The organism is Brevundimonas sp. FV1ye7S (genome assembly GCF_058680995.1).
In genome coordinates this window covers 3,065,893-3,089,871 of the sequence record NZ_CM178726.1, presented here as the reverse complement: position 1 = coordinate 3,089,871, position 23,979 = coordinate 3,065,893, and the positions used below count along the sequence as shown (strand labels likewise).

Below are 23,979 nucleotides of genomic sequence, written 5' to 3'. Positions count from 1 at the left end.
CCTGATGGCTATCTTGATGGCCATGTCCAGCTATTCCGTCGCCGAAGCCAAAAACAACCTGCCCAAGCTGCTGGATCGCATGCTGGCGGGCGAGGCCGTGACCATCACGCGGCGCGGCGTCCCCGTCGCGCGGCTTGAGCCTGCTAAGGCGGCCGTCCCGACATCCGGCCCCATCGACATGGCCTGGTTGGAAAAGGTGCGCATCAAATCGGAAGCGCCCATGGACTCCGTCACCCTGGTCCGGCGTATGCGGGATGAAGAGATTTGACTCTCTATCTCGACACCAGCGTCCTGGTGTCCCTTTTCCACGCCGATAAGCACACGCCACGTGCTTTGGATTGGATCGCCGGTGTCGATGATTTCGTGCTTAGCAGCTGGGCGTTGAGTGAGTTTTCTTCAGCCCTCGCGGTGAAGAGCCGTATGCGACATCTGCTCGACAAGGACCGTCGCGCCTTGGAACGGCAGTTGGATCAGTGGTTGAAGACGCGCACAGTTCTGTCGGTGATCGACGGCGACATCGTGGAGGCGCGTGTGATGGTTCGGAGTGATGCAAGGCTGCGCGCGCCGGACGCCTTGCATCTGGCGATCGCGGCGCGGAATGATTGCGTCGTCGCCACCTTGGATGCGGATATGGCGGCAGTGGCCTGCGACCTCGGCCTAGAGGTCGTGATCCCATGACGACGGCTATCAAAATCTGCGGCCTGACGACCGCCGACACCCTGGACGCCGCCCTGGACGGCGGGGCGGATTTCGTGGGGGCGGTGGTGTTTCCCAAAAGCCCACGCCATCTGGCGCCTGAAGCCGCGGCGCGTCTGTTCGAGCGGGCGCGGGGGCGGGCGAAGATCGTGGCGGTGACGGTCGATCCGGACGACGCCCTGCTGGAAGAGATCGCGCGGACGCTGAGGCCGGATTTCGTGCAACTGCACGGATCCGAGACGCCGGCGAGGGCGGAAGGCGTTCGGGCCCTGACCGGGGCGGGGGTGATCAAGGCCCTGCCGATCCGGCATGGCGACGACTTCTTCGCGGCCGACGATTGGGACTATCACGCCGATCACCTGATGTTCGACGCCAAGCCGCCGGAGGGTTCGGTGCTGCCGGGCGGGGTGGGGCACAGCTTCGACTGGACCCTGCTGGCGGACCGGGCGTTTCGCCATCCCTGGTTCCTGGCGGGCGGGCTGAATCCCGACAATGTGGCCGAGGCGCTGCGGATTACCGGGGCGCCGATGGTGGATGTGTCCTCTGGCGTCGAAAGCGCGCCGGGTGTTAAGGACGCCGACCGGATCGCGGCCTTCATCCAAAACGTGCGCCGGACGTAATTACGACGCCTCCCTGCGTGAAAGTTGGACTCGTGAACGCTCAAACCCCCATCCAGACCCCTGATCCCGCCCAGCCGTTGTCCAACGCCTACGCCTGGCCGGACGCGCAGGGCCGGTTCGGGCCCTATGGCGGGCAGTTCGTGGCCGAGACCCTGATGCCGCTGATCCACGAGCTGGACGCGGCCTATAAGGCGGCCAAGGCGGACCCCAGCTTCCAGGCCGAGCTGGACAGCTTCCTGACCCATTATGTCGGACGCGAGAGCCCGCTTTATTACGCGGAGCGGCTGACCGAACATTTCGGCGGCGCGCGGATCTGGCTGAAGCGCGAGGACCTGAACCATACGGGCGCGCACAAGATCAATAATTGCATGGGCCAGATCCTGCTGGCCCGCCGCATGGGCAAGACGCGGATCATCGCCGAGACCGGCGCCGGTCAGCATGGGGTGGCCAGCGCGACGGTGTCGGCGCGGTTCGGCCTGCCCTGCACCGTCTATATGGGCGCGGTGGACGTCGAGCGGCAGCAGCCGAACGTGTTCCGCATGCGTCTGCTGGGTTCGGAAGTCTTCTCGGTCACGGCCGGCGCCGCGACCCTGAAGGACGCGATGAACGAGGCGATGCGCGACTGGGTGACCAATGTCTCGGACACCTATTACATCATCGGCACGGCGGCGGGTCCGCACCCCTATCCAGCCATGGTGCGCGATTTCCAGTCGGTGATTGGCAAGGAGATCAAGACCCAGTCGATGGCCCGGATGGGCAAGCTGCCCGAGGCCGTCGTGGCCTGTATCGGCGGCGGATCGAACGCCATCGGCGCCTTCCATCCCTTCATCGACGACGCGGCCGTGCGGCTGATCGGGGTCGAGGCGGCGGGCCATGGGCTGGATACGCCGGACCACGCGGCCTCGCTGAAGGGCGGCCGGTCGGGCGTGTTGCACGGCAACCGGACCTATCTCTTGCAGGACGAGGACGGAAACATCGTCGAGGGCCATTCGATCTCGGCCGGTCTGGACTATCCGGGCATCGGGCCGGAACACGCCTGGCTGCACGACATCGGCCGGGCCGAGTATCGCTCGGCGACGGACAATGAGGCGCTGGAGGCCTTCCAGCTGTGCTCCAAGCTGGAAGGCATCATTCCGGCCCTGGAGCCGGCCCATGCGCTTGCGCGCACGGGCGAAGTGGCGCGCGAAGTCGGCAAGGGCGGCGATGTCGTCCTGCTGATGTCGGGTCGGGGCGACAAGGACATCTTCCAGGTCGCCAAACATCTGGGAGTGGAACTGTGATCCGCAGCTTTCTGGCGGCGACCGCCGCGCTGAGCCTTTCGACCGCCGTTCAGGCCCAGACGGCCGCGCCCGCACAGGTCCAGCCCGCCGAGGTCGCCCTGCTTCCGGGCGCGCAACTGTCGCCGGATTGCGGCGGCCTGAACAACCTGACCGGCCGGGCCTGGTGCGTCACCGCGCCCCTGGGGCAGGTCGGCGCCCTGGCCGACGCCTATATCGCCGATCTCGCGACCAAGGGCTGGCTGGCGGCGGGCGGCGACGAGAACCGCGTGGTCTTCGTCAAGCGCCGCGAGGCCGGCGGCTGCGACGGCATGCAGATGGTCGCCTTCTACGACACCACCAAGACCGCCGTCGCCGAACTGCCCGCCTATCTGGGCTTCGCCGTCGTGCCCGGCGACGTCTGCGCCCAGCCAGCCGCCGAGAAGCCCGCTTCGGAAACCACGCCGCAATGACCACCGCCCGTATCGACGCCTGTTTCGCTGCGCTGAAGGCCGAGGGCCGTGCGGCCTTTATTCCCTATGTGATGGGGGGCGATCCCTCGCGGGACGAGGCTCTGGAAATCCTGCGCGGCCTGCCCGCCGCCGGGGCTGACATCATCGAACTGGGCTTCCCGTTCAGCGATCCGATGGCCGAGGGACCGCCGATCCAGCGGGCGGCGATCCGGGGGATGAAGGCGGGTTTCGGCCTGCGTTCGACCATGGATCTGGCGCGGGAGTTCCGTAAGGGCGACGACGTCACGCCGATCATCCTGATGGGCTATCTGAACCCGATCGAGAGCCTGGGCTATGACACCTTCGCCGCCTACGCGGCCGACTGCGGCATCGACGGGCTGATCGTGGTGGACTGCCCGCCGGAAGAGGCCGGGCCGCTGATCGAAGCGCTGGACAAGGTCTCGATCTCGCTGATCCGTCTGGCGACGCCGACCTCGGACGACGAACGGCTGAAGATCGTGGTCCAGGGCACCTCGGGCTTCGTCTATTATGTCGCCGTCGCGGGCGTGACGGGCGTCAAGGAGGCGAACGCCGAGGTGGTGGCCCCGGCGGTGGAGCGGGTGCGCAAGGCGTCCGGCCTGCCGGTCGCGGTCGGCTTCGGGGTCAAGACGCCGGAACGGGCGGCCGAAATCGCCCGCGTGGCTGACGCCGTTGTGGTGGGATCGGCCCTGGTGGACGAGGTCGCCGCCGCGCTGGAGGCTGGCGAAGTTGTCGCGCCGCGCGTACTGGGTCGGGTCAAGGCGCTGGGCGACGCGGTTCGGTCGGTGCGGACTGGTGCATCCCTGACGGAAACCGTCTAAGAGCCCGCCCATGGTCGACAAGAACAAACCCCAGGAAAAGCGCGGCGGCTGGCTGAGCCGTTTCGCGCCCGGCGTCCGCAAGATCGTTTCGCGCCGCGACACCCCCGACAATCTGTGGGTCAAGGACCCCGATACGGGCGAGATGCTGTATCGCTCGGACCTGGAGGCCTCGCTGTGGGTGACGCCGTCCGGCCGCCACATGCGGATCGACGCACCGACGCGGCTGAAAGCCACCTTCGACGGCGGCCAGTATGAATCCATCGACACGCCGGACGTGCCGGAAGACCCGCTGAAATTCTCGGACGGCAAGCCGTACAAGGACCGCCTGAGCGCCGCGCGCAAGGCGGCGGGGCGCAAGGACACCATGGCCATCGGCTATGGCGTCGTCGGCGGCCAGGAAGCCGTGGTGATCGTCCAGGACTTCACCTTCATGGGCGGGTCCCTGGGCATGGCGGCCGGCGAGGCCTTCATCAAGGCGGCGCGCGAGGCCGTGGCCCGCAAGGTTCCGATGGTCTGTTTCACCGCCGCCGGCGGAGCGCGGATGCAGGAAGGCGCCCTGTCGCTGATGCAGATGGCGCGCACCACCCTGGCCATCCAGGAGCTGAAGGCCGCGACCCTGCCCTACGCCGTGGTCCTGACCGATCCGACGACGGGGGGCGTCACCGCCTCCTACGCCATGCTGGGCGACGTGCATCTGGCTGAGCCGGGCGCCCTGATCGGCTTCGCCGGTCCGCGCGTGATCGAGGCCACCATCCGCGAGAAACTGCCGCCGGGCTTCCAGCGCGCCGAATATCTGCAGGAAAAGGGCATGGTCGACCGGGTGGTCGTGCGCGCCGACCTGCCGCGCGTCCTGGGCCAGATCCTGTCCATGCTGATGGGCGGAAACCGCCAGGCGGCCTGACGGCCTTGGATCCGATTTCCGCGCGGCTGCGCGCGCGACATCCGCAGAGGATCGATCTGTCGCTGGATCGGATGAAGGCCCTGTGCGCGGCGCTGGGCGATCCACAGCATAGACTGCCGCCGGTGGTCCATGTGGCGGGGACGAACGGCAAGGGCTCCACGGTCGCGATGATCCGGGCCATCGCCGAGGCGGCGGGGCTGAGGGTGCACGCCTACACCTCGCCCCATCTGGTGCGGTTCAACGAGCGGATCCGGCTGGCCGGTCGGCTGATTGAGGACGAGGCGCTGAACGCCGTGCTGGACCGGATCGAGGCCGCGATGGCCGAGACGGGCAGCGAGGCGACGGTGTTCGAGAGCACCACAGCCGCCGCCTTCCTGGCCATGGCCGAGACGCCGGCCGACCTGGCCATCGTCGAGGTCGGGCTGGGCGGGGTGCTGGACGCCACCAATGTGATCGAACGGCCGCTGCTGAGCGTGATCGCCCCGGTCGACTACGACCATGCGGAGTTCCTGGGCACGGACCTGGCCGGGATTGCGGCGGAGAAGGCCGGGGTGCTGAAGGCGGGGGCGCCGGGCGTGATCGCACGCCAGCAGGAGGCGGCCATGGCCGCCATCGAACGCGCCGCCCAGGCGGTCCATGCGCCGCTGACGGTCATGGGCGTGGATTTCGACGCCTGGGCCGAGCGGGGCGGGATGGTGTTCCAGAACCAGGAACGGTTCCTGGACCTGCCGGCGCCGGGCCTGGCGGGCGCGCACCAGATCGACAATGCGGGCGTGGCCGTGGCGGCGGCCCTGGAGCTGGACCTGCCCGAGGCGGCGATCGCGCAGGGGCTGAAGGCCGTGCGCTGGCCCGCGCGGCTGCAGAGGATTTCGGCCGGCCCGTATGGCGAGGCGGCCAAGGCGGCCGACGCCGAACTGTGGCTGGACGGGGGGCATAATCCCCACGCCGGGCGGGCGCTGGCGGCGTTTCTGGCCGAGCGTCAGACGCGGGCGCCGCGTCCGCTGGCCCTGATCTGCGGCATGCTGGCGAACAAGGACGCGGGTGGTTTTTTCGCCGCCTTGAAGGACACGGGCGCAACGGTTTTCACGGTCGACTTCGACGGGGCGGCGGCCGAGCCGGCGGCCCTGGCGGCGGTGGCGCGCGGGCACGGGCTGGCGGCGACGCCGGCGGGATCGGTCGGCGAGGCGCTGGATCTGGCGCTGCGGTTCGGCGCGGGGCGGGTGGCGATCTGCGGGTCGCTATATCTGGCCGGCGAGGTGCTGGGGGCCAGCCGCGAGACCTGGCCGGAGTAAGCGCCGATTTCTCCCTCCCCCTGCGGGGGAGGGGCGTCGCGCAGCGACGGGGTGGGGGCGGCAAGGCAAAAGCGCACTGATCTGACTTGTGATGTGTCGCCCTGCCGTTCCCACCCGGCTCCGGCTACGCCTCCGCCCCCCTCCCCCGCAGGGGGAGGGAGAGTCTGGTGTGCTGGCCTTACTTGCTCATCCAGGGGCGGGACTTGCCGGCGGCGATGCGGGCGTTCTGTTCGCGCTGGAACCGGCCGCCGCGCGGGGCCTGGGGACGGGCGTCGAGCGCCGCCTTCTTCAGGCGCAGGGCGCGCTGGACGGGGGTTTCGCCGGGGATGTCGTCAGCCGGGATCGGTGTGTCTTCGTCGCTCATGAGACTCTCCTAGCATGAAAAACGCCCGCCGGTCGGAACCAGCGGGCGCTTGATCTTCAATGGAGCGAGACGATCAGGCGTCGGCCTTGACGCCGGCCTCGGCCAGCCATTCCACGATCTTGCCCTTGGGCATGGCGCCGACCTTCATCGAGGTCATCTGGCCGTCCTTGAACAGCATCAGGGTGGGGATGCCCTTCACGCCGAGCTTGGACGGGGTCATGGGACTGTCGTCGATATTGATCTTGGCCACGGTGACCTGACCGCCCAGTTCGTCGGCGATCTGTTCCAGCGCCGGGCCGATCTGTTTGCAGGGGCCGCACCATTCGGCCCAGAAGTCGACCAGGACGGGGGTGGAGGATTTCAGAACGTCGGCGTCAAAGCTTTCGTCCGTGACTTTTACAGTCGCCATGAATGGCTCCTTGGGGCGCTGTCGCTCGGCCCGCGGGGCCTCGCTGCTTGAGCGCATGTTGATGTTGGCCGGAGCGTCCGGGTTCGGAGGCAGATGTGGGAGCGAATCGCGGGCAATTCAACTGTTCGCCAACGCCGCGTCCAGCATGGCCTGCGGGATCGGCATCAGTTTAGGGCCATCGGTCCAGACCAGGGCGGCTTCGACCGGGCGGTCGGGGTAGAGGCGTTTCAGGACGGCGACATAGACGGCGGCCTGAAGCACATAGGCGGGATCGACCCGGTCCAGGGCGTCGGGGGCGGGGCGGTTGGTCTTGTAGTCGATCACGAGCACCCGGTCGGGCGTGACCACCAGCCGGTCGATGCGGCCGTTGATCGCCACGCTCGACGGGCCCGGCAGGGCGCCGGTCAAGGCGACCTCGGCGCGCGAGCCGGGGCCGAAGACGGGGGCGAAACGGGCGTCGTCCAGCACCGAGAAGGCGGCGGCGATCATCTCAGCGCGCTGGGCGTCGTCGAGGTCGGTCTCGCGCGCCAGAAGGCGTCGGGCGGCGTCGGGGCGGTCGGCGGGCGCGATCTCGGGCAGGCGCTCCAGCAGCCGGTGGATCAGGTCGCCGCGGCGGAACCGGCCCAGCGATGCGCCGCCGGCCGCGCTGCGCGCCAGGGGCGAGGGGGCGGGGATGCGGATCGAGCCCTCCATCCGCGACGGCGCGGCGAAGCGGGCGGCGGCGTCGGGCGGGGGCGGGACGGCGGCCCAGGCGGGAAGGGCGTCGGCCGATTGAGCGACGGCTGTGGCGACGGGGCGGCGTTCGGGATCGACGCCGAAGCGGCGGACGCCGTTGTCGAGCTCGCGAACCTGATCCCCCAGCCGGTCGAAGGTCTCCTCGATCACCGACCACCAGCTGCCGGGTTCGGCGCCCCGGCTGGAGGCGCGGCCCATGACGATGACCCGGTCGCGGGCGCGGGTCAGGGCGACATAGAGCAGGCGCAGGGTCTCGTCGTCGGTGCGGGCCTGGCGCGCCGCGCGGGCGTCGGCCGAGGCGGGGCAGTCGTCCTTGGCCGAACCCGGGGCCATCAGCCAGGATTCGCCTTCGCCCTCGGGCGTGACGGCGGGCATCAGGGACGGCCCCTGCGCCTTCGCCTTCATCGTGGTGTCGGGCAGGATGACGATGGGCGCCTCCAGCCCCTTGGCGCCGTGGACGGTCATGACGCGGACCTCGCCGCGCGCCCCCTCCAGTTCGCGCTTCACCTCGACGTCGGCGGCCTCCAGCTGGGCCAGGCAGGTTTCCAGGTCGATCGCGCCGCGGTTCTCGGCCGCCAGGACCTGGTTCAGGGTTTCGTCGACGGCCTCTTCCGCCTCGCGGCCCAGCCGGGCCAGGATTCGGGCGCGGCCCGAACGGCCCGTGTCGTCCACGCGGTTCAGGGCCTGGGAGAAGAAGGTGAATGGATCGCCGCCGCGTGCATCGACGGCGGCCTGAAGCGCGTCGCGGGCGCGGGTCCATTCGGGGCGTTCGTGCGCCCGGTCGCGCAGGTCGCGCCACAGCTGGCCGGACTTGCGGTTCTCGCGGCCGGCCAGGGCGTAGAGGCCGTCCTCGTCCACGTCGCACAGGGGGCTGCGCAGCACCTCGGCCAGGGACAGGTCGTCGTCGGGGAAGAGCGCAAACCGGGCCAGGGCGATCAGGTCGTCGAAGACGATATGGCTGGACAGTTTCAGCCGGTCGGCCCCGGCGACGGGGACGCCCTCGGTCTTCAGGGCGCGAATGATCTCTTCGAAGGTGGCGTCGCGACGGCGGACCAGGACGATGTAGTCGCCGTAGCCGGCGGGGCGGAGATCGCGGGTGCGGCTGTCGAAGACGGCGAGGCCGCTTTCGACCTGGCGGCGGATCTCGCGGGCCAGGTCGCGGGCCAGGCGTTTGCGGGCGCTGCCGGCGCTTTCCTGATCGACCGGATCGTCCCAGGCGTCGGTCTCGGGCGCAGGCTCGTCGAGGAACAGGGGCCACAGGTCGATGGAGCCATGCTGGCCGACCCGCGCGGGGATGTGACGGGCGATGTCGCCCTGGGGGCCGGTCAGGGCGCGGGTGCGGTCGGGATCGGCGAAGACGGCGTCGACGAAGGTCAGCACTTCTTCGGTCGAACGGTAGGAGGTGTTCAGCTCGGGCCCGGCGAAGGGTTCGCCGGCGCCCTCGGCCAGGGCCAGGAAGTCGGCCCGTTCCTGGCGCAGACGCTCCGGCCGGGCGCCCTGGAAGGAGTAGATCGACTGTTTCTCGTCGCCGACGGCGAAGACGGTGCGGCCCGAGGCCCGATTGGGTGAACCTTGGCCGGAATAGAATTCTCCGGTCAGGGCGCGGACGATGGCCCATTGTTCGGGGGCGGTGTCCTGGGCCTCGTCGATCAGGACGTGATCGACCCCGCCGTCCAGCTTGTACAGCACCCAGGCGGCGGCCCCGCTGCGGGTCAGAAGGGCGGCGGCGCGGGCGACCAGGTCGGGGAAGTCCAGGGCGCCGCGCTGGGCCTTTGCGGCCTCGTAGAAGGCGGCGTGGGCGCGGGCCAGGGTCAGGACCTTGATCGTGTCGTCGGCGATCCGCGCCTTGCGCAGGGCCTCGCGGGTGGCGAGGAATTGGGTTTGCAGATCGACCAGCCAGCCGACCGCCCCTTGCGGCGCCGACTTGGTGCCCATGCTCTTTCGGGGCTCGCCTGCCTGGGTGCAGAAGACCCCGGCCAGGGCCGCGAACCCGGCGTAGGGGGGCGCGGCCACGCTCATGGCGTCGGCGATCTTGCGGTCGTTGGTTGAGCCTGTCTCCATGGCCTCGGCCATGCGGTTCCATTCGGCGGGATCGATCCAGGCGACGAAGTCCTGTTCCAGCTCTTCGGGACTGCGGTCGGGCTCGGCGCCGGTGAGGGCGTAAGGGTCGGGCGCGGTTCCGGCCTCAGCCCGGTCGATATAGTCCAGCAGGTCGGCGCGCTTGGCCTCGATCATCGACAGCAGGGCCTGGAACCTCTGCCAGTCCAGTTCGACGGCGAAATGGCTGTAGGCCAGGCCGATGGGGCCGTCCGGGGCGACGACGGCGGCGCGGGCCAGGTCTTCGCGCGCGGCATGGCTGAGGGCGGTGGCGGCCTGGTCTTCCAGCACGGTGAAGCGGGGCGAGACCCCGGCCTCGAGCGGGAAGCGGCGCAGCAGTTTTTCGCAGAAGGCGTGGATGGTCTGGATCTTCAACCCGCCCGGCGTCTCCAGCGCGCGGGCGAACAGTTTGCGGGCGCGGGAAAGCGCCGCGTGATCCATCGTCTGCGGATCCCCCTCGTCCAGCCTAGCCAGTTCGCGCGACAGGGCGGCGTCGTCCAGCACGGCCCAGCCGCCCAACTGGTCGAACAGCCGGGCCTGCATCTCGGCGGCCGCGGCCTTGGTATAGGTGACGCACAGGATGGCGCCGGGATCGACCTGGTCCAGCAGCAGCCGCGCCACCCGGTTGACCAGGGTGGTGGTCTTGCCCGAGCCGGCGTTGGCGGTGACGAAGACGGTCAGGCGCGGATCGGCCGCGACGATCTGGGGGGACACGCTCATTCTTCGTCCCCGTCGCCGATCACCGACCATTCCCAGACGCGGGCCAGATGGTCGTAGTTGCCGCCCTGGTTGCCCATGAACTGGGGCGCGGCCCAGGAGACGTAAGGGGTGTTCTCGTCGTCGAAGCGGGCGACGCGGCGCTTCAGTCCCTCGAGCGCCGCCTGGGCCAGGTCGGCCGCCTCGGCGCCCGAGGCGCGGGTGATGACCTCGCCCGCCGTCTTGCGCCCGACCACCCGGACATAGGTCAGTTCGTCGGGCGTGACCGGGCCGTTGGTGCGCTCAAACCCGCCGTCGGACAGGATGGCGGCGGTCAGGGTCAGTTGTGGGGCGAAGCCGGACTTGACCTGTTTGGCGCTGGGGGCTGCGCCGGTCTTGAAGTCCATCACCGCCGCCCCGTCCGAGGCCAGCTCGATCCGGTCGGCGAAGGCCTTGACGGTGAAGGGGCCGGCGGGGGCGTCGAAGGTCATGGTTCCCTGTTGCTCGACCAGGATGTCGATGCCCCGCGCACGGCGGCGGCGTTCGAAGTCCGTCAGCCAGCGGGCGCAGTTACGGGCCAGGGGCGCCTCGCGGGCCATGGCCGCATCCTCGAACCCGCGCGCGCCCAGTTCGCGTAACAGATGGTCGTGCAGGATGGTTTCGCAGTCGTCGGGCAGGTCGTCGGGCCAGTCCAGCGTCAGCCGTTCGATGGCGGCGTGGACGGCGTTGCCGCGCGCCAGGGCCTCAGCCGAGGCGCCGGGACGGTCCATCGCCTCCAGCCCCAGCACCCACAGGGCGTAGATGGCGTAGGGATCGCGCACCCAGCGCTCGATGCGGGTGACATAGAGGCTGCGCGGACGGCGGTGCACCGGCGGGCGCGGCTCGGGTCGTTTGGCGAAGCGCGGCGGTCCGCGCGGGGGTGCGTCCAGGGCGCGGGCCCAGTCGAGGACGGTGGTCGGGCGGGCGATGGAGACGGGCGTCTCGGCCGCATCGGCGCCGCGCGTCAGCATCTCCAGCCGCCACAGCCAGCGCGAACGCACGGCGGGCTGGCCGCCGCGCCGTTCGCTGTGGACCAGGATGACTTCGTCGGCGCAGGCGGCCTGGACGAAGTCCTGGGCGGTCTGGCCCAGACGGCGTTCGGGCGGGGGCAGGCCCAGGGCCTTGCGCATCGGGCGCGACAGGAAGGGGTCGGTCGGGGCGGCCTGGGGCCAGACGCCTTCCTCCAGCCCGGCCAGGATCATCCGGTCGGCGCGCACCAGCCGGGCCTCGATGGCCCCCAGTATCCGCAGCGACGGATGGGTGGCGCCCCCGGTGCGGACCACGGTCTCGCGCACCAGGGACGAGGTCAGCTCGGCCAGGTCGGCCCGGTCGATGCGGCCCAGGGCGGCGCCGCCCTCGATCAGGCCGGACAGGAGGGCGGCGGCGGCCTCGCCGTCGGGGCCGGCCCAGGCGTCCTGGCCGGCCAGGGTCTCGATCAGGCGCGTCAGGGCCGAGGCGGCCGTGTTCAGATCGGCGTCGGGGGCGAAGGCGGCGGTCGCCGCCTCGACGGTGGTTTGCAGATGGTCGACCAGGCGGGTGGCGGCCGACAGGCGTTCGCGTTTCCACTCGGGCGGAGCCTTGCCGCGTCGGTCCGGCTCGACCGCCTCCAGCAGGCGACGGCGGATGGCGGCGAAGTCGCGCGGGCGAGGACCGCGCAGGGCGTGTTCCTCCAGCGCGGCGACGGCGGCGGCTTGAGGGGCGTCGCCCAGGTCGAACCGGACCAACGGATGTTTGACGATCGCCAGCAGCAGATGGGGCTGGACCGGATCGGCGATCCAGCGGGCGCACAGATCGACCAGGGCGCCGGCGGGCAGGCGGGACAGGGGGGCGCCGGCCGACGAATCCGGGATGACGCCCCAGCGTTCCAGTCGGACGGCGACGCGGCGGCCCAGGGCCTGATCGGGCGTGACGAGGGCGCAGGTCTTGCCGGGCGTTTCGAGGGTCTCGCGCATCATCAGGGCGATGGCGGCAGCGGCCTCTTCCTCGGCGCGGACGGTCAGCAGGGACAGGCCTTGCAGGCCTTCGGCTATGGGGTCGCGGGCCTCGCCGCGCGCGGCGGCGGTCGAGCGAAGGTCGCGGATGGCGCGGCGCCAGTCGTCGGTGGCCTCGGCGGGGCGCAGGGCCTCGTTGACCAGGCGCTGGCGGGCCTGGCCACGGGCGAGGGCGGCAGGGGGCTGGGACGGGGCGAACCAGGGGCGGACATCGGCGCGGGCGACCTCGACCCGGTCCAGCAGTCGTTTCATCGCGCTCTGCGGATGCTGTTCGTCCAGCCGGTCCCAGACCGCCGCATCCAGATCGAGATCGAGGCCGGGCAGAACGACACAGCCCAGGGGCGCGCGGGCCACGGCGCCCAGGACGTCGGCGGCGGCGGGGACGGTGCCGGTCGAACCGGCGGCGATCACGGCCTGGGTCGGGGGCGTGTGGTCCCACAGTTCGGCCAGGCGGCGCAGCAGGGTCGCGCGACGCCACGCGGGATCGACCAGGCCCAGCTCGGCGAGGCGTTTGGGCCAGGCCTCGACCGCCAGGCCCAGGAACTCTGCCGACCGTTCCCAGTGTTCGGCCATTTCGCCGTCGACCAGGGTCGCGATCCGTTCGGGGTTCGGAACCTCTTCCAGCTGGCAGGAATCGAGGAAACCGCCGAGCGCATCCGCCAGATCCAGGGCGCGCATCGGCGTCAGGCTATCGTCGAACTGCTCGACGATCATCCGCGCCATCTCGAACCGGCGGGTCAGGGCGGGGATGGCGGGCGGCAGATCGAGGCCCAGGGCGCCGGGGGTGAAGGGGGGCTCGTCCTCCTCCAGATCGCCCAGCGGGCGGACCTGGGGCAGCAGGATGGGGCGTCCCTGCGACAGTTTCGAAAGGGCGCCGGTGAAGGCGCGGGCGGCGCGTCGGTTGGGCAGCAGGATGGTGGCGTCGGACAGGGTTTCGGGCGGCAGATCGCCCAGCCAGGCCAGGACGCCGGCGGCCAGATCTTCGAGGAAGGGCCGGTGGGCGGGGATCGCGTACCAGCGGGGGCCGGCCGCCGTGAAGGGATCGAAGGCGCTCACGCGTCTCCCGCCAGTTTCGCCTCGGCCTGATCCCGCGCCTGGGGATCGCCGACGTGCATCCAGTCGCCGTCCAGGACGCAGCCGTAGAGACGGCCTTCGGCGGCGGATTTGCGCCACAGGGGGCTGAGGGAGAAGGGGCCGTCAGGGCCGTGGTCGGCATAGCCGGGGCGGGTGATGTGCACGCCCATATAGGCGAAGGGGGCGGAGGGGGCGTCGCCGCGGAAGGTCAGTCTCCCATCGTCGGCCAGGAAGAAGTCGCCGTCGCCCTCGAAGCCGATGGAGCCCTCGCGGCGGGCCAGCAGCAGGGCGGCGTCCATCGTGTCCGGGTTCCACAGGCGGATCAGATCGGTCAGGGCGTCGCTTCTGTCGATCCAGACGCTGTCGATATTGGCGACGAAGACGGGATCCTCGCCCAGCAATGGATGGGCCTTCTTCAGTCCGCCGCCGGTCTCCAGCAGTTCGGCGCGTTCGTCGGAGATGATGATCTTCGGGCCGCGTCCGCGCGCTGTCAGATGACCTTCCAGCCGGTCGGCGAACCAGTGGACATTGACCACGGCGGTCTCGACCCCGGCTTCGGCCAGCCGGTCCAGAACATGATCGATCAGGGCGCGGCCGCCGACCTCGACCAGGGCCTTGGGCCGGTCGTCGGTCAGGGGACGCATGCGGGTGCCCAGGCCGGCGGCCAGCACCATTGCGGTCTTGGGAGCGGTCATGCGCGCACCTCGGCCGGGACGTGGCGGTCGAACCAGCGGGCGACGGAGGCCAGGGCCGGCTGTTCCAGATTGGCGTTCAGATGCCGCCACATGCGCGGCAGGAACTGGCGGTAACGGGGCTTGCCGTCGCGGGCGATCAGCCGGGCGAAGATGCCGATGATCCGCGCCTCGTTCAGGGCGGCGAGCCCGGCGTAGTCGGCCATGAAGGCGGCGCGGTCCACCTGGGGCCGCAGGGCGAAATAGCGGTCCAGGGCCTCGGCTTCCAGCGCCGGCGACACGTCGCGGCGGGCGTCCTGGAGCAGGGAGTGCAGGTCCCAGGAGGGGTGGGCGCGGACCGCGTCCTGGAAGTCGATCATGCCGACGCGGGCAGGGCCCTCGCGCTCGGGCAGCCAGATCAGGTTTTCGGCGTGATAGTCGCGGTGGCCCATGACCGAGGCGCCGCCCGCGCCCGAGGCGACCAGGGGCGCCCAGGCCTCGCGCCACGCCGTCACGGCGGCGGCGTCGAAGGCGACGCGGTCGTCCAGACGGGGCAGCCATTCGACGAACAGATCCGCCCCGCCCTGGAGCGCCGTCTCGTCATAGGTCAGGAGCGGCCAGTCGCCGCCGGGGCCGTGCAGGGTCTGCGGCGGGTTTCCGGCGTCGTGTAGGGCGGCCAGGGCCTCGATGGCCGTCAGATACAGCGGCGTCTCATCCGCGCCGTCTTCGATGACGCGGGCGAACAGGGCGTCGCCGAAATCCTCCAGCACGGCCAGACCGTTGGGGGCGTCGAGGGCCGGGATTTCAGGGGCGGACAGGCCCAGCGCCTTCAGATGGGCGGCGACGGCGGCGAAGGCCTCGATCCGTCCGGCCGACAGACGGGCGACGGCGTTCCAGCCGGCGGCCTGACGCTGCTGCGGCGTCCAGGCCGGGTCGGCGGGGGGGCTTTCGGCCGCCGGGGCCTGGTCCATCAGCATCAGGGTGGGGCCCCCCGGCGTGGTCAGCCGCTCGTAGCGCCGCGTCGAGGCGTCGCCGGGCAAGGGGGCGCGCGCGGCCGCAGCCAGGCCGGCGGAGGCCAGGAAGTCGAGGCGAAGCTGTTCGCGGTCAGAAACGGACATGGTCGATCAGGTCTTCCCACCGGCCTGCGCCGGAAACGGTCGCAACACGGCCATCGCCGTGTTCGGAAATCTCGATGACCAGCCGGTCTGGCCCCAGGAAGCGCTCGGGCGCCTCGCCCAGACGCTCGGGCCATTCGATGATTGCGCAGCCCTCGTCCAGGGCGTCGTCCAGGCCGATCTCGAACGCTTCTTCCGGTCGGGTCAGGCGATAGAGGTCGAAATGGGCGACGGGCGGGTCGCTCTCATAGAACTGGACCAGGGTGAAGGTCGGGCTGGGCACGTCCTCGTCCGGCGTGGTCAGGGCGCGGATCAGGCCGCGCGCCAGGGTGGACTTGCCCATGCCCAGCGGGCCGTACAGCAGCAGGCTGTCGCCCGGCGCCAGCAGGGGGGCGATGGCGTGGCCCAGACGGGTGGTGGCCTCGGCGTCGGGGAGTTCGATCTTCATGGGAACACCGCGTCGGGATCGGCGGCCAGGGTGCGTTCGGTGAACTGTTTCAGGGCCACAGTGGCCTTTACGGAGTCCACGTCCAGATGTTCGGGCGGGATCGGCCGGCCCACCACGATGTCGAACGGCTTGCCCGCCTTGTTCAGTAGTTCGTGGAACAGGGTCACGTCGCGTAGTTCCTGCGAGACCTTGTCGAACAGGTGGAACAGCCGGCTGTAGGGGCCGGTGACATGCATGGGAATGACCGGAGCGCCGTATTTGCGCGCCAAGGAGGCGGCGGTCGGTGCCCGTTCGGGGTCGGTCAGGACGCCGTTCTTCTCGCGGGCCAGGCGGCCGGCGGGGAACATGACGACGCAGCGTTCGGCCTCGAAGGCCTCCTTGGCGGCGTTCAGGGTGGCGCGGGTCTTTTCGCGGGTGCGCTTGTCGCGAACCCATTCGACGGGAATCACTGTCTCGGTCAGACGCGGCGAGACGCGCAGGGCGTCGGCGTTGGCGAAGAAGATGGCGTCGGGGCGGCGCTGTCGGACGGCGTCATAGACCGCCACCCCGTCGGCGATGCCGGTGGGATGATTGGCGACCACGACGCACCGGCCGGTCGCGGGCAAACGGTCCAGATGGGCGGTGGACACCTTCAGGTCCAGCAGGTCCGAGACGTGGCTCAGGGTCTCGGCGCCTGACAGGTTCTGGATGGCGTCGGCCATCCGCACCGCCGCCCTGTAGTTCAGCACGGAATACAGGGCCGGCCGCACGACCGGCCAGAAGGGAGAGGCGGTCAGACGCGGGGCGCGCTCGGCGATGAGGACATCGACGATATGGGGCGAGCGGCGGAGGGGAAGGGCGGCGGAATTCATGGACGACCGCTTGTCGCCGGTTCGGCGAAAGGGAGCAAGCCTACCAGAGGCGCGCCACGCCGAAGCTGTCGAACACCTGTTCATTGGAGACGAGCGTCAGGTTGTTGATCAGGCCCTGGGCGATCAGCAGCCGGTCGAACGGGTCGCGGTGCGTATGGTCCAGCCGGCCGGCGTGGGACGCCTCGCGGGCGGTGATCGGCAGGATGTCAAAACCTTCGAGATCGACCTCGGCCTCGAACCGTTCGGCCAGCAGCCCAGCCCTGGGCAGTCGGCCCATGCCGTGTTTCAGGGCGATCTCATAGGCCGAGACGGCGCTGACGAAGACATGGGCGCCGCCGTCCCTTATCGCGGCCTCTGCGGCGCGGCTGAGCCCGGCTTCCCCCGACATCCACCAGATGAGGGCGTGGGTGTCGAGCAGCAGCCTCATTCGCCTCGGCCCTCCCACAGACGCAGTTCGTCTTCCGGCAGGGGGGCGAAGAAACGATCATCCATGGCGACGAGACCCTTCAGCCGACCCGGCTTGCGCTCGGGCTTGGTCGCCGGCTCGAAGGGCACAATCCGTACTGCGGGCTTGTCGCCGCGCGCAATGACGACCTCTTCGCCGCGTTCGGCGGCGGCGATCAGTTTGGAGAGATGGGTCTTGGCGTGGTGGACGGTGACAGTGGTCATGTCGCGCTCCTTGGTCCAAGCAGCTTAGCTAACTTCTGAGCTGTCAGCAACTTTCGCCTGGCGAACGGTGGTGCTACGCCTCGCCGCTGCGAGTTTTGCGAGGAATGCCCCATGCGCCACCGTTCTCTCTTGTCCGCCGCCTGCGCGGGGATTGCCTTGTCGGGCGCTCTGATGAGCGCCGCCCCGGCCCTGGCCCAGGTTCCGCCCGCGCCGGTTCCGGCTGCGCCTGCGACGCCCGACGCCTTCACCTACCGCGACATGATCACCGCCAACCGGCTGGGCGATCCGCAGGTGTCGCCGGACGGCCGCTACGTCGTCTATTCGGTGACGACGACGGATGTAGAGGCCAACCGCCGCGCCGGCAGCCTGTGGATGCTGGACCTGAACACGCCGGATGTCGCGCCGCGCCGACTGGCCATCTCGGACCAGGGCGCCAATACCGCCCGCTGGGGCGGGGACGGCAATCTGTATTTCCTGTCGGGCAAGTCGGGCGCGAGCCAGGTCTGGCGCGTGGCGTCTCCCACGGCGACGCCGGTGCAGGTGACCAATCTGCCGCTGGACGTGAACGCGTATCGGATCAGTCCGTCGGGCGACAAGGTGGCGGTGTCGTTGGCCGTCTATCCGGACGCGGCCGACCTGAACGCCTCGGTCGAGCTGGGCAAGGCCGTGGCCGAGCGGAAAACGACCGGCCAGGTCTATGACCGGATGTTCGTGCGCCACTGGGATACGTGGAATGACCACACCCAGAACCATCTGTTCGTCCAGTCCATCGGCCGCAACGGCCAGGCGACCGGTTCCCCCGTCTGGGTGACCAAGGGCTTCGACGGGGACACCCCGTCCAAGCCGTTCGGCGACGAGAGCGACTTCGTCTTCACACCCGCCGGCGACTCCATCGTCTTCTCGGCGCGTCTGGCCGGAAAGACCGAGTCGTGGAGCACCAATTTCGACCTGTGGAAGACCAACGGCCTGACCGGCGACGGGACCTTCACCAACCTGACCCAGGACAATCCGGCCTGGGACGCGGGGCCGGTGTTTTCGCCGGACGGCCGCACCCTGGCCTATCGCGCGATGGCGCGCCCGGGCTTTGAGGCCGACCGTTATCAGATCGTGCTGATGGATGTTCAGAGCGGCCAGAAGCGCGAGATCGCGTCGAACTGGGACCGTTCGGCCGACACCCTGCAATGGTCGCGCGACGGCCAGACCCTGTACACGACCGCCGGCGACGTGGGTTCGACCAGGCTGTTCGCCGTGGATACGCGCAACGGCGTCGTGACGCCGGTCACCGGCCCCGGCCATGTCTCGGCCTTCCAGCAGACGCCGTCGGGCTTCGTCTTCGCCCAGGACAGTCTGAAGTCGCCCAGCGATCTGTATTTCAAGACCTATCTGGGTCGTGAAATGCCGCGTCGCCTGACCCAGGCCAATCCGGCCTTCGACGCCAAGGCCTTCGGCGAATACGAGCAGTTCAGCTTCCCCGGCTGGAACAACGAGACGGTGCACGGCTATGTCATCAAGCCGGTGGGCTATGAGGAAGGCAAGAAATACCCCGTCGCCTTCCTGATCCACGGCGGGCCGCAGGGCTCGTTCGGCGACGGCTGGTCCTATCGCTGGAACCCCGAGACCTATGCGGGCGCCGGCTATGCGGTGGTGATGATCGATTTCCACGGCTCGACCGGCTACGGCCAGGCCTTCACCGACGCGATCAGCCAGCACTGGGGCGACCGGCCGCTGGAGGATCTGCAGAAGGGCTGGGCCGCGGCCCAGCAGAAGTACGCCTTCCTGGACGGCTCCAACGCCTGCGCCCTGGGCGCCTCGTACGGCGGCTATATGATCAACTGGATCGCCGGGAACTGGTCGAACGCGTTCAAATGCCTAGTCAACCATGACGGGGTCTTCGACACCTTCGGCATGGGTTACTCGACCGAGGAACTGTGGTTCACCGAATGGGAATACGGCGGCACGCCGTGGGACAAGCCGGACGGCTATCAGAAGTTCAACCCGGCCAACCATGTCGAGAACTGGAAGACGCCGATGCTGGTGGTGCAGGGCGACCTGGACTTCCGCATCCCGACGGCCCAGGGCCTGTCCACCTATACGGCGCTGCAGCGCCGAGGAATCGACAGCCGGTTGATCGTCTTCCCGAACGAGAACCACTGGGTGCTGAAGCCGGCCAACAGCCTGCAATGGCACGATGAGGTGTTCGGCTGGCTGAACAAGTATCTGACCCCAGCCCAATAGGGCCGGGTCGTTTTCAGAACGAAAGAGGGGCGCAGCCGCAAGGCCGCGCCCTTTTTTTATCCGGAAATCGGCTGGGGTTACAACGAGGCGCGCGTCTGGGTCGAGGAGACCAGGCGGTTGTACTGATGCGCGGTCATGCAGCGCGGGGCGGTCCAGCGTTGCCCGGCCTGGCGGGCCGCTATGGCCTCCTGGGCGGTGACGAACACCGGCGCAGCGCCGAATTCACGCTGGTAGGCGCGGCGCGTCGCTGTGTCGCTGGCGCAGACCATCACCGACTGAAGCGTGGCGGCGCGCGGGGCCTCGGAACGCGAAGCCTGGGCCAGGCTGGGCGTGGCGACCGCGGCCACGACGGCGGCGATCAGGGCGGGTGATACGAAACGGGTCATCGGGCATCCTCCTGTGGCCTGAATTAAGATCAGGGCTCTGATGAAATATGCGCCGAATTTTCGCGTTGTAAAGTTTTTGCGACAACTGAGCGCATAACTGACGAAATTTTAGGCCAGGAGAGGTCGGAGGGGACCGGGCGGCTCCAAACCGCGACTTGCGCGTTCTGTCTGGCTCACGGAGCCGATTGTTTGGCCAAGATGCTGAAGTGGAACGAATTGTGGTCTGATCTGCGTCGCAAGGGCGTAGATCCGGCCGTGGTTCGCGCGCGCGGTTTTCACGACTGGATGCGTCGGAATGACCCGGTCTACGCCGCCGTCCGACGGCCCGGTCGCGCCGAGGCCTGGGCAGGGGGCGTCGGCCTTTTTCTGATCGGCCTGGTGGTTCTGGCTCTGATCCTGTTCGACTGGAACATGGTGCGCGGACCCATCGGACGCTGGGCCTCGGCGGCGTATGATCGCGACATTGCGCTTCAGGGCGACCTGGACGTCCATCTGTTCAGCTGGACGCCTTCGGCGGTGGTGCGGGGTCTCAAGATCGGCGGCCCGGAGTGGGCGCGGGATCGCGATACGGCCGATGTGGACGAAATCCGCGCCTCGGTGCGGCTGCGCAAACTGTTCGCCGGCCAGATCGAGATGCCGTTGCTCAGCTTCACCCGCCCCCGGCTGGTGCTGATCACCGACAAGGACGGCCGCAACAGCTGGGACCTGAACCCCGAAAAGCCCGACACGGGCGAGGGGATGAAACTGCCGGTCATCCAGCAGTTGGTCATCACCGACGGCCGCCTGGTCTTCGACGAGCGGAGACGCGGTCTGAAATTGGAGGCGACGGTCGATGCGCGCGAGGGGCAGGGTGACGACGCCGGTTTCGTGCTGAACGGCGAGGGCGAGGTCAATGGTTCGCCGCTGACGCTGCGCGTTCGGGGCGGTCCTTTCATCAATATCCGTCGTGACCGACCCTATGACTTCGAGGCGAGCGTCAGCGGCGCGGGCTCCAGCCTGACCGCCAAGGGGGCCGTGACCCGGCCGTTCGATCTGGGCCGGTTCGACGCCACCCTGAGCTTGCAGGGGCGCGACCTGTCGGACCTGTATCTGCTGACGGGGGTCGCCCTGCCCAACACCCCGCCCTATCGACTGAAGGGCGCGTTGAAGCGGAACGAAAATATCTGGACCTTCAGTGATTTCGACGGCCGGGTCGGGGCCTCGGACCTGTCCGGCGATGTGCGGGTCGATGCGGCGAAACGGTTGCGGGTCGATGCGGAACTGACGTCGCGCCGCCTCGACATCGACGACCTGGCCGCCGTCCTGGGCGCCCGGACCGTGACGAATGCGGCGGGATCCAATACCGAGGCGCCCGTGGCCGTCGGCGGCAAGCTGCTGCCCGACGCGCCGCTGCAGACCGAGCGCCTGCGGGCGATGGACGGAAGCCTGAGCTATCGGGCGGTCGCGGTGAAGGCCAATGACCTGGATGTGCGGGCGGTGAACCTGGGGGCGAAATTGAAGGACGGCGTCCTCGATCTCGACCCCGTCAGTTTCAACTTCAATCGGGGCGAACTGAACGGCACGGCCCGGATCAATGCGACGCGCGACGTCCCCTACAGCGTCGTCGATTTCCGTCTGGCCGGCTATCCGCTGGAATCCATCATTCCCGCCCGCGACGGAACTGCGCCCCTGACCGGGCGCGCTCTGGGCCGGGCGCGGCTGGAAGGACCCGGCGCCTCGATCCATGATTTCGCAGCGGCGTCCAAGGGCTCGCTCAGCCTGGTGGTGCCCGACGGTCAGATGCGGTCGGCCTTCGCCGAACTGTTGGGCATCAACGCCAGCGCCGGCCTGCTGAAACTGTTGCGCGGCGACCAGTCGACGGCCCAGATCCGGTGCGCCGTCGCCGATTTCGACGTGCGGGGCGGCGCGGCGACGGCCAAGACCTTGGTCATCGATACGGACGTGGTTCTCGCCCAGGGCACAGGCACGATCGACCTGGGGGTCGAAACCCTCGACCTGCGTGTGGATGGCGAATCCAAGAAGCCGCGCCTGCTGCGGGTCTGGGCGCCCATCACGGTCAAGGGGGCCTTGACGGCGCCCCAGGTCGGCGTCGATGTCCGCGCCCTGGTCGGCCAGGGCGGGGTCGCCGGTCTTCTGAGCGCGGTGGTGGCGCCGGTCACGGCCCTGTTCGCCTTCGTCGATCCGGGCCTGGCCGAGGATGCGAACTGCGGCCGGCTGATCGCCGGGGCGCGATAAATCTGCGAAGGGTCAGGGCCGAACGAGGGGCGATGACGTAATGGATGCCATGGACTGTATCGCATGACCCGGCGGGGCCTGTTGGCGCCCATTGCGGGCCTGATGGCCGCCGCCTGTTCACCCCTGGGCCTGCTCAACAGTCTGGGGCCGAGGGACGGGGGCGTGCGACGCGTGGCGCGCGACATCGCCTATGGCGACGATCCCCGCCAGAGGCTGGACCTGTACGCCCCGACCGCGCCGGGGACCTATCCGGTCCTCGTCTTCTTCTATGGCGGCGGCTGGGATTCAGGGTCGCGCGACCTCTATGGCTGGGCGGCCCAGGCCCTGGCCGCCCAGGGGTTCGTCGTGGCCCTGCCCGATTTCCGCGTCGTGCCCCAGGTGGTCTTTCCGGCCTTCATCGAAGACGCCGCCGTCGCCACGGCCAAGGCGGCGGATGTCGCGGCAGCCTATGGCGGCGATCCGGAACGGGTGGGGGTGTTGGGCCATTCGGCCGGCGCCCATCTGGCCCTGATGATCAGTCTGGACCGCCGCTATATGCAGGCGGTCGACCGCCCTGGATTGATCAGGGCGGCGGCCGGTCTGGCGGGCCCCTATGATTTCCTGCCGTTCGACGTCGGGGCGTCCCGCAACGCCTTCGGCCGCGCCCCCGATCCGACCCTGACCCAGCCCGTCACCTTCGTGCGCGCCGACGCCCCGCCGATCTGGCTGGGTCACGGCACGGCCGACGTCGTGGTTCACGCCGAGGACACGACCATTTTGGACCAGAGAATGAAAGCGGTCGGCGGTCGGTCCGAGGCGAAGCTCTATCCGGGTCTGGACCACGCCGACCTGATCGCGACCTTCTCGCCTCTGTTCCGCAAGAAGGCGACGATTCTGGCCGATGTAACCGGCTTCTTCCACCGCGAACTGGGCTGATCGCCGAGCGGGGACTTTTCAAGAATGCGACTTAATGCCAATATGTCGGCTGGTCGGATTTTAGTATTCGTACCGATCATTCACGGCCCGTTCCGAACCTGTCTGGCTCCGGCGCCCACGCGTGCCGAACCTGCTGGCTCCGGGGCGGGCCGTCTTCGTTTCCGCGCCATATGGCGGCGGGAAGACACACCGACAGGAAGGGTGGTGCGGGCGGCCGGGGTCGAACCGGCACTCCTTTCGGAACTGGATTTTGAGTCCAGCGCGTCTACCAATTCCACCACGCCCGCAGCGGAGCCGGTCTCATGCCACAAGGGCATGAGCCGGGTCCAGAGGGTCTTCACCGCATCATGAAGTTTACGCGGACGGCCGTCCTGCGTGGGGCGCAGCCTGAGCGCCGCAGGCGGATTTCGGGATCGTTGCAATGATGGGGCCCGATCAGGCCGCCACCTCCACATGGCTGTCGGTCCCGCCGGCCAGCACCCGTCGGGCGCGGATGTACATCTCGACCCGCTGCAGGACGATCAGTCCCATGGCGAAGACCAGGAAGGCGTCGGTGACGGCCATGGCGTTCAGGCGCCAGTCGGCGGCGTGGGTTGCGATCAGGTCGCGCAGGCCGGCGCGGCCCGCGAACAGCACGACCAGCAGGATCAGGCCCAGCGGCGAAGCCTGGGCCATCAGCGAACCGTCCGGCTCCTTCTCTATGGTGACGGTCTTGCCGCGATACCAGCCGGCCAGGCCGCCCAGGACGGCGCCGATGGCCAGCACGGCCCAGGCGCCAGGGCCGAACGGCGCGTGGACGGCGCGAGGACTGTAGGTCGAGCCCCAGATGCCGAGCCCGATCAGGGGCACGACGATGGCGGGCATGATCCACAGGAACTGCGGCTTCAACGGCCGCTTGCGCCGGTTCTTCAGCAGCACCAGGACCAGCACGGCCGGGAAGACCAGCAGCGGTATGAGTTTCTCGGGCGGCAT

Annotated in this window: 23 protein-coding genes and 1 tRNA gene; 11 read left to right on the top strand and 13 right to left on the bottom strand. The window is 69.4% G+C overall.

Going from position 1 to position 23,979, the window contains the following annotated elements; all coding sequences use genetic code 11:
• Positions 1–4 precede the first annotated feature (4 nt).
• From ACW18C_RS15030 to ACW18C_RS14995, 8 genes are all read left to right on the top strand, one after another.
• Entirely contained in the window at positions 5–268 is a 264-nt protein-coding gene (locus ACW18C_RS15030; protein ID WP_050771588.1) for a type II toxin-antitoxin system Phd/YefM family antitoxin, read from the top strand.
• The gene (locus ACW18C_RS15025) at positions 265–678 is read left to right on the top strand and encodes a type II toxin-antitoxin system VapC family toxin (RefSeq protein WP_040349200.1); all 414 of its coding nucleotides are present in this window, start codon (positions 265–267) and stop codon (positions 676–678) included. Before ACW18C_RS15030 ends, ACW18C_RS15025 begins: the two co-directional genes overlap by 4 nt.
• The gene (locus tag ACW18C_RS15020; RefSeq protein ID WP_492071761.1) at positions 675–1,316 is read left to right on the top strand and encodes a phosphoribosylanthranilate isomerase; all 642 of its coding nucleotides are present in this window, start codon (positions 675–677) and stop codon (positions 1,314–1,316) included. The genes ACW18C_RS15025 and ACW18C_RS15020 overlap by 4 nt, the downstream gene beginning before the upstream one ends.
• Positions 1,317–1,393: 77 nt before the next feature.
• Positions 1,394–2,596 carry a tryptophan synthase subunit beta gene (gene trpB / locus ACW18C_RS15015; protein ID WP_492074040.1) on the top strand — a complete coding sequence of 401 codons (1,203 nt, stop codon included), beginning with the start codon at positions 1,394–1,396 and terminating at the stop codon, positions 2,594–2,596.
• Positions 2,593–3,045: a hypothetical protein gene (locus tag ACW18C_RS15010; protein WP_492071760.1), complete on the top strand. Its 453-nt coding sequence runs from the start codon at positions 2,593–2,595 to the stop codon at positions 3,043–3,045. Before trpB ends, ACW18C_RS15010 begins: the two co-directional genes overlap by 4 nt.
• Positions 3,042–3,884 carry a tryptophan synthase subunit alpha gene (gene trpA / locus ACW18C_RS15005; protein ID WP_492071759.1) on the top strand — a complete coding sequence of 281 codons (843 nt, stop codon included), beginning with the start codon at positions 3,042–3,044 and terminating at the stop codon, positions 3,882–3,884. The genes ACW18C_RS15010 and trpA overlap by 4 nt, the downstream gene beginning before the upstream one ends.
• Positions 3,885–3,894: 10 nt before the next feature.
• On the top strand, positions 3,895–4,785 hold the full coding sequence (locus tag ACW18C_RS15000) for an acetyl-CoA carboxylase carboxyltransferase subunit beta (protein ID WP_008263130.1): 891 nt from the start codon (positions 3,895–3,897) through the stop codon (positions 4,783–4,785).
• A gap of 5 nt (positions 4,786–4,790) precedes the next feature.
• Entirely contained in the window at positions 4,791–6,077 is a 1,287-nt protein-coding gene (locus ACW18C_RS14995) for a bifunctional folylpolyglutamate synthase/dihydrofolate synthase (RefSeq protein ID WP_492071758.1), read from the top strand.
• Between the two features lie 178 nt (positions 6,078–6,255).
• On the opposite strand, the gene ACW18C_RS14990 is transcribed toward ACW18C_RS14995, so the two are convergent.
• The 10 genes from ACW18C_RS14990 to ACW18C_RS14945 form a co-directional block, all read right to left on the bottom strand.
• A complete protein-coding gene (locus ACW18C_RS14990; protein ID WP_008258864.1) occupies positions 6,256–6,441 on the bottom strand; it encodes a hypothetical protein in 186 nt (61 codons plus the stop codon).
• Positions 6,442–6,514: 73 nt separating this feature from the next.
• Entirely contained in the window at positions 6,515–6,850 is a 336-nt protein-coding gene (gene trxA / locus ACW18C_RS14985; RefSeq protein ID WP_008259544.1) for a thioredoxin, read from the bottom strand.
• 117 nt (positions 6,851–6,967) lie between these two features.
• A complete protein-coding gene (gene addA, locus ACW18C_RS14980; RefSeq protein ID WP_492071755.1) occupies positions 6,968–10,402 on the bottom strand; it encodes a double-strand break repair helicase AddA in 3,435 nt (1,144 codons plus the stop codon).
• The gene (gene addB, locus ACW18C_RS14975; RefSeq protein WP_492071753.1) at positions 10,399–13,464 is read right to left on the bottom strand and encodes a double-strand break repair protein AddB; all 3,066 of its coding nucleotides are present in this window, start codon (positions 13,462–13,464) and stop codon (positions 10,399–10,401) included. The genes addA and addB overlap by 4 nt, the downstream gene beginning before the upstream one ends.
• Positions 13,461–14,177: an N-acetylmuramate alpha-1-phosphate uridylyltransferase MurU gene (gene murU / locus ACW18C_RS14970; protein WP_492071752.1), complete on the bottom strand. Its 717-nt coding sequence runs from the start codon at positions 14,175–14,177 to the stop codon at positions 13,461–13,463. Before murU ends, addB begins: the two co-directional genes overlap by 4 nt.
• Complete coding sequence (gene amgK, locus ACW18C_RS14965; RefSeq protein ID WP_492071750.1) at positions 14,174–15,271, bottom strand: N-acetylmuramate/N-acetylglucosamine kinase AmgK; 1,098 nt, start codon at positions 15,269–15,271, stop codon at positions 14,174–14,176. The genes murU and amgK overlap by 4 nt, the downstream gene beginning before the upstream one ends.
• Positions 15,258–15,716 (bottom strand): tRNA (adenosine(37)-N6)-threonylcarbamoyltransferase complex ATPase subunit type 1 TsaE, encoded by a 459-nt coding sequence (gene tsaE, locus ACW18C_RS14960; protein WP_492071748.1) that lies wholly within the window; start codon positions 15,714–15,716, stop codon positions 15,258–15,260. The genes amgK and tsaE overlap by 14 nt, the downstream gene beginning before the upstream one ends.
• Positions 15,713–16,567 (bottom strand): GNAT family N-acetyltransferase, encoded by an 855-nt coding sequence (locus ACW18C_RS14955; RefSeq protein WP_492071746.1) that lies wholly within the window; start codon positions 16,565–16,567, stop codon positions 15,713–15,715. The genes tsaE and ACW18C_RS14955 overlap by 4 nt, the downstream gene beginning before the upstream one ends.
• A gap of 40 nt (positions 16,568–16,607) precedes the next feature.
• A complete protein-coding gene (locus tag ACW18C_RS14950; RefSeq protein WP_183198624.1) occupies positions 16,608–16,994 on the bottom strand; it encodes a type II toxin-antitoxin system VapC family toxin in 387 nt (128 codons plus the stop codon).
• A complete protein-coding gene (locus ACW18C_RS14945; RefSeq protein WP_183198625.1) occupies positions 16,991–17,236 on the bottom strand; it encodes a type II toxin-antitoxin system Phd/YefM family antitoxin in 246 nt (81 codons plus the stop codon). Before ACW18C_RS14945 ends, ACW18C_RS14950 begins: the two co-directional genes overlap by 4 nt.
• Positions 17,237–17,407: 171 nt before the next feature.
• Here ACW18C_RS14945 and ACW18C_RS14940 point away from each other — a divergent pair, with 171 nt between their 5' ends.
• Complete coding sequence (locus ACW18C_RS14940; protein ID WP_492071744.1) at positions 17,408–19,471, top strand: S9 family peptidase; 2,064 nt, start codon at positions 17,408–17,410, stop codon at positions 19,469–19,471.
• Between the two features lie 77 nt (positions 19,472–19,548).
• Here ACW18C_RS14940 and ACW18C_RS14935 read toward each other — a convergent pair whose 3' ends face one another.
• On the bottom strand, positions 19,549–19,857 hold the full coding sequence (locus tag ACW18C_RS14935) for a hypothetical protein (protein ID WP_492071742.1): 309 nt from the start codon (positions 19,855–19,857) through the stop codon (positions 19,549–19,551).
• 198 nt (positions 19,858–20,055) lie between these two features.
• Here ACW18C_RS14935 and ACW18C_RS14930 point away from each other — a divergent pair, with 198 nt between their 5' ends.
• Both ACW18C_RS14930 and ACW18C_RS14925 read left to right on the top strand, forming a co-directional pair.
• The gene (locus ACW18C_RS14930) at positions 20,056–22,092 is read left to right on the top strand and encodes an AsmA family protein (protein WP_492074039.1); all 2,037 of its coding nucleotides are present in this window, start codon (positions 20,056–20,058) and stop codon (positions 22,090–22,092) included.
• A gap of 63 nt (positions 22,093–22,155) precedes the next feature.
• Entirely contained in the window at positions 22,156–23,007 is an 852-nt protein-coding gene (locus tag ACW18C_RS14925; protein ID WP_492071740.1) for an alpha/beta hydrolase, read from the top strand.
• Positions 23,008–23,209: 202 nt separating this feature from the next.
• On the opposite strand, the gene ACW18C_RS14920 is transcribed toward ACW18C_RS14925, so the two are convergent.
• Both ACW18C_RS14920 and ACW18C_RS14915 read right to left on the bottom strand, forming a co-directional pair.
• Positions 23,210–23,294, bottom strand: a tRNA-Leu gene (locus ACW18C_RS14920).
• A gap of 148 nt (positions 23,295–23,442) precedes the next feature.
• Positions 23,443–23,979, bottom strand: coding sequence for a CcdC protein domain-containing protein (locus ACW18C_RS14915; RefSeq protein ID WP_492071738.1), 537 nt, complete (start codon positions 23,977–23,979; stop codon positions 23,443–23,445).